The sequence below is a fragment of the Stieleria sp. genome, from assembly GCF_041595215.1.
In the GTDB taxonomy this organism is placed as follows: domain Bacteria; phylum Planctomycetota; class Planctomycetia; order Pirellulales; family Pirellulaceae; genus Stieleria; species Stieleria magnilauensis.
In genome coordinates, this window is sequence record NZ_JBFHKV010000679.1 from 1 (window position 1) to 4,793 (window position 4,793).

General features: G+C 59.3%; 2 protein-coding genes and 2 pseudogenes. 1 reads left to right on the plus strand and 3 read right to left on the minus strand.

What is annotated here, in order from left to right; genetic code table 11:
• Positions 1-228 (plus strand): annotated as a pseudogene (locus ABX749_RS22335) (glucose dehydrogenase); the annotation flags it as partial.
• Between the two features lie 35 nt (positions 229-263).
• Here ABX749_RS22335 and ABX749_RS22340 read toward each other — a convergent pair.
• The 3 genes and pseudogenes from ABX749_RS22340 to ABX749_RS22350 form a co-directional block, all read right to left on the minus strand.
• The gene (locus ABX749_RS22340) at positions 264-1,778 is read right to left on the minus strand and encodes a DUF1501 domain-containing protein (protein ID WP_372897931.1); all 1,515 of its coding nucleotides are present in this window, start codon (positions 1,776-1,778) and stop codon (positions 264-266) included.
• Between the two features lie 13 nt (positions 1,779-1,791).
• A complete protein-coding gene (locus tag ABX749_RS22345) occupies positions 1,792-4,242 on the minus strand; it encodes a PSD1 and planctomycete cytochrome C domain-containing protein (protein ID WP_372897932.1) in 2,451 nt (816 codons plus the stop codon).
• Between the two features lie 357 nt (positions 4,243-4,599).
• Positions 4,600-4,793 (minus strand): annotated as a pseudogene (locus ABX749_RS22350) (UPF0104 family protein); the annotation flags it as partial.

Consider the following 4,793-nt stretch of genomic DNA (forward strand, 5'->3'; position numbering starts at 1 on the left):
CGCAACGCACGCCTTCCCGAACTGGCCGGCAAGTACCTCTACGCCGACTACGTCACCGGCGTGGTCTGGGCGTTGTCCTTTGACCCCGAAACCAAGCGTGCGACCGCCAACGAGCAAGTGATTCCCGAAGGCGTCCAGGTACTGGGTTTCGGCGAAGACCAAAACGGTGAGATCTATTTCTTCACCGAAAGCCCGCGGGGCGAGTGCATTTACCGCTTTGCCGAGTAGGCTTGCCAAGTCAGCTCGCTAACCGCCGAAGGGAATCACGCGATCAAGTCGTGCATGACGTGACCATCCACGTCCGTCAGCCGAAAATCGCGTCCCTGGTAACGGTAGGTCAGCTTGCGATGGTCGATGCCTAGCAGGTGCAAGATCGTCGCGTTGAGGTCGTGGATGTGCATCGTCCCGGGAGTCCAATGCTCCTTTTCGGGACGCGGGATCATCGGGCTGCCGTCGGCGTTGACGATGTTGTAACCGTAGTCATCGGTGCGGCCGTACGTGATCCCCGCCTTGACTCCTCCGCCGGCCATCCAAACGGTGAAGCAACGGGGATGATGGTCACGCCCATAGTTCTCTCGCGTCAGGTTGCCCTGGCAGTACACGGTGCGTCCGAATTCGCCGCCCCAGATCACTAACGTATCGTCCAGCATGCCGCGTTGCCGCAGATCGTGCACCAGTGCGGCACACCCCTGGTCGATGTCCTTGCATTGGGATTCATGTTCGGTCGGCAACCGATTGTGGGCGTCCCAACCGCGATGAAAGATCTGGATATTGCGGACGCCCCGTTCGGCCAAACGACGTGCGTTGAGACAACACGCCGCGAACGTTCCCGGCGTCCGAGCCTCCTCGCCGTAGAGCTTGAAGGTCGACTCGGACTCACTGGAGAAATCCATCAACTCGGGGACCGAGGTCTGCATTCGGTACGCCATCTCGTGTTGCTTGATTCGCGCCAAAATCTCGGGGTTGCCGAAATGTCGGTGCTGTTCTTGGTTGATCGCGGCCAACGCATCGAGCTGGTCACGTCGGTCGTTCGACGTTACCCCGGGTGGATTGCTCAGATACAACACCGGATCGCCGCCGCTGCGCAGCAACATGCCTTGATGATCGGCCGGTAAGAAACCCGGTCCCCACAGGCGATTGAACAAACTTTGTTCGGCGTGTTTTGAATGCGCGTGCATCACCACGTAATGCGGCAGATCTTCATTCATGCTGCCCAGGCCGTAACTCAACCAGGCACCCAAACTGGGACGTCCCGCGATCTGGCTGCCCGTTTGGATGTACGTGACCGCCGGATCATGATTGATCGCCTCGGTAAACGTGCTGTGCACGACACACAATTCGCGCGCGACCTTGGCCGTGTGCGGCAACAGTTCGCTGATCCAGACCCCGTCCTGGTTGTTGTCGTGCTTGGTGAATTTGTACTTGCTGGGGCAGAGCGGCAATCCACTTTTTTGATTAGCGGTCATCCCCGTGATGCGTTGGCCGTCACGGACTTCGGCGGGCAATTGTTCGCCAAACATGTCGGCCAGTTTGGGTTTGTAATCCCAAAGGTCATGTTGACTCGGTCCGCCGCTCATGAACAGATAGATCACCCGTTTCGCTTTGGGCAGATGATGAAGCCCGCCGCCGAGCGTCGATGTGCTGGTTCCCGCAGCCGACAACTCGTCACCGAGCAGCCCCGCCATCGAAGCGGTTCCCAACCCGAGTGCCGTGCGGCCGAAAAGCTGCCGCCGCGTCGTCGTCAGTTGCTGCCGGTGCAGCGTTTCAAGAAAGTTCATCGGTCAATCTCGTTTAGTACAAAATGATCGCCAGGTCGCTGGCCAACAGGGTCAACGCGACTTGGGTCCAGGCGGCGTGTTCGGCGGGGTCCAACGATTCGTCTCTGGCGATATCGCCGATGGAAAGCAAGGCTCGGGCGTCGTCCACGTTGCCGCGATACCGCTGAAGCATTTTCTGCAACAATTCTTCGAACGCTTCCGCTTCGGTCTGCGACGGCCCGCGACTGGCGAGCAGACGGAACAGCAGATCCATCCGCGACGACACGTCGCTCCGCTGCAGCATCAATCGCTGGCCCAACATGCGGGCCATTTCGATCCGTTGGGTTTCATTGAGCAGCGCCAACGACTGCAATGCCGTGCTGGTTCGTGAGCGACGGACGCAACTCGTTTCTCGATCCGGGGCATCAAACAAGGTCATCATCGGATGCGGGCTGGTGCGTTTCCAATACACGTACAAGCTGCGGCGATAAAGTCGTTGCCCGTGATCGCGTTCGTATTTCTTGGTGTTGCTGGCCGGATGCGCCAACGCCTGCCACATCCCGGCCGGCTGGTACGGCTTGACGCCTTCGCCACCCATCAGCGGGTCGAGTAAGTTGCCGGACCAAAGACCGATGTCGCGGATCACTTCGGCGTCCAATCGGTAGCTCGGCCCGCGTGACCAGAGTCGGTTTTCCGGATCATCGACGTCCTCCCGCCAAGCCGAACTTTGACGAAAGGTTCGGCTGGTCACCATCATCCGCAACATGTGCTTGAGATCCCAACCACTCTCCTGCAGTTCCACGGCAAGCCAGTCCAGCAGATCGGGGTGCGTCGGGTAGGCGCCCTGCAGACCAAAGTCTTCGGGGGTTCGCACCAATCCGTGCCCAAAGGTGTGTTGCCAAACACGATTGATCAACACTCGCGAGACGGTCGGATGATTCGGCGAAGTCAACCAGTGCGCCAGCCCTAACCGATTGCGTGGGGCGCCCTCTGGAAAGTCCCCCATGGCCGTCAGGACGCCGGGCTCAACCGGATCGCCGATGGGGCGGTTGTACTCGCCACGGCTGAGGACGTGGGTCGGACGAGGTGTCGGCAAGTCTTTGGCGACGAGCGTGGTTGTAAAACCTTGCTCCAATGATTCGAGTTCCAAACGCAGCAACGTCGCCTCGGTGTGCACACTCAACGACGAAAACGGGCTGTCGGGGTCGGCCAACGATTCCAGTTTTTCTCGATCGGTCGCATCGGTCCATGCGTTCCGGTCCGCCCCCGCCGCATTGGCAAGTTCGTCCGTCGCGGCGTGAATCAATTGCTCCAGCCGGTCATTGAGCAGTCGCCATCGCGCCCATTGACTTTGGTCGCTCGGCGCTTTCGTTGTCGGCCCGTAGTCATATTTATTTCGATCCAGCGCCGGCTCGGACGTGCTATTAAAAAACGCCATCAAACGGTAATACTCCGTCTGCGGCACCGGGTCGTACTTGTGCGTGTGGCAACGGGCGCAGGTGAGCGTCATGCCCAACAACACCGCCCCCAGATTCTCAGTTCGGTCAAAGTTGTTCTTCGCTTGGTACTCCGCTTCGATCGCACCGCCTTCGCCGCTAGTCGGATTCATTCGGACATAACCGGTCGCAACCAATTGTTCCATGCCGGGATCGGGCAGCAAATCGCCCGCCAATTGCCACGTGATAAAGTCGTCCAGCGGCAAATTGGCATTGAGCGACGACACGACCCAGTCGCGATAGGGATAGACGCCGCGACGGTTGTCCAAATGCAAACCGTGGGTGTCACCGTAGCGCACCGCATCGAGCCAGTGCCGCGCCTGGTGTTCTCCGAAGCTGGATTTGTTCAGCAATCGATCGACATAACGCTCATACGCGTCGGCTCGGCGATCCCTCAAGAATTCCGCCAGCTCCTCCGGTTCGGGCGGCAACCCGCAGAGCGTCAATGAGGCCCGCCGGGCGAGTGTTTCCGGCGCGGCTTCGGGGGCAAAGTCGATCGAGCGGCCGCGTTGTTTCGCCGCCACAAACCAATCGATGGGATTGATCTCCGCCTGGGGATCGCCGTCATCGGGCAACGCAGGCAGACGTTTTTTGGGCGGGATGAAGGCCCAGTGCTGGGAATACTCACCGCCTTGCGCGACCCACTGGGCGAGCAATTGTTTTTCGGCATCGGTCAGCTGCTTTTCCGCCTCCGCCGGCGGCATCGGATCGTCTTCGGACAGGATCCGCAGCACCAGTTCGCTCGACGCCGGATCATCCGGATCGATCGCCCGGTACCCGCCAAGATCGCTGGTTGCGGCCTCGTACGAATCCAAACGCAACGCAACGTCTTCGTCGGTATCGGGTCCGTGACAGACGAAACACTTGTCCGATAGAACCGGCAAGATCTCGCGGGAAAAATCAATCGCGGCCGGAGCCGGGTCGGCGGCAGGGGCGTCGACCAGGTTCAATAACGTCACTGCAACGATAACAATGCTTGAAGTTTTCATCCCTAAATTGTAGACACAAACCGATGGTGGATGCAGCGTTTCCGGTGGTGCGACAAGGCACTACCGGCTACTGGCGTTACCCCCAACACCGCCTAGCGGGAGTAGGTCAGGCTGTGCCTGACGGCCCATCGGCATGCTCAGCATGCCCTAAGATGACTTCCAATTGCAAATTTGCATTTTTCAATTTTCAATTTGCAATCTTCCGTCCGTCCAGGTTCCTCACGCCCCATGCTGTCTCGGCTGAGGCGAGGCCGAGCGGTGACGAAATCAAAAAGGAAGCGAAGTCGCGTAAACCGAACAGAGTGTCAACACCAACGTTATAGCGGCCCAGCGCGAGCCCTCCGGTCTATCGAGGGCCTATTCCATGTGCTCGCCGCTTTCCTCGGCGTGTTCGGCTTCTTCCAAACTCTCTTTCACCTCGGCACCCGCGGTCCAGTAGAACACCGTGCCGATGATCGCGATGATCACTTTGACCATCTCAAAGACCAGCGCGATCAACGTCCCCGATGCGTCGGTCGGCTCGGAGGGAATTAATTTGTAGAGCCACTCGA

Excerpts from the sequence above, each read along its gene's own strand:
- ABX749_RS22340 (WP_372897931.1), bottom strand. The coding sequence starts at position 1,778 with ATGAACTTTCTTGAAACGCTGCACCGGCAGCAACTGACGACGACGCGG.
- ABX749_RS22345 (WP_372897932.1), bottom strand. The coding sequence starts at position 4,242 with ATGAAAACTTCAAGCATTGTTATCGTTGCAGTGACGTTATTGAACCTG.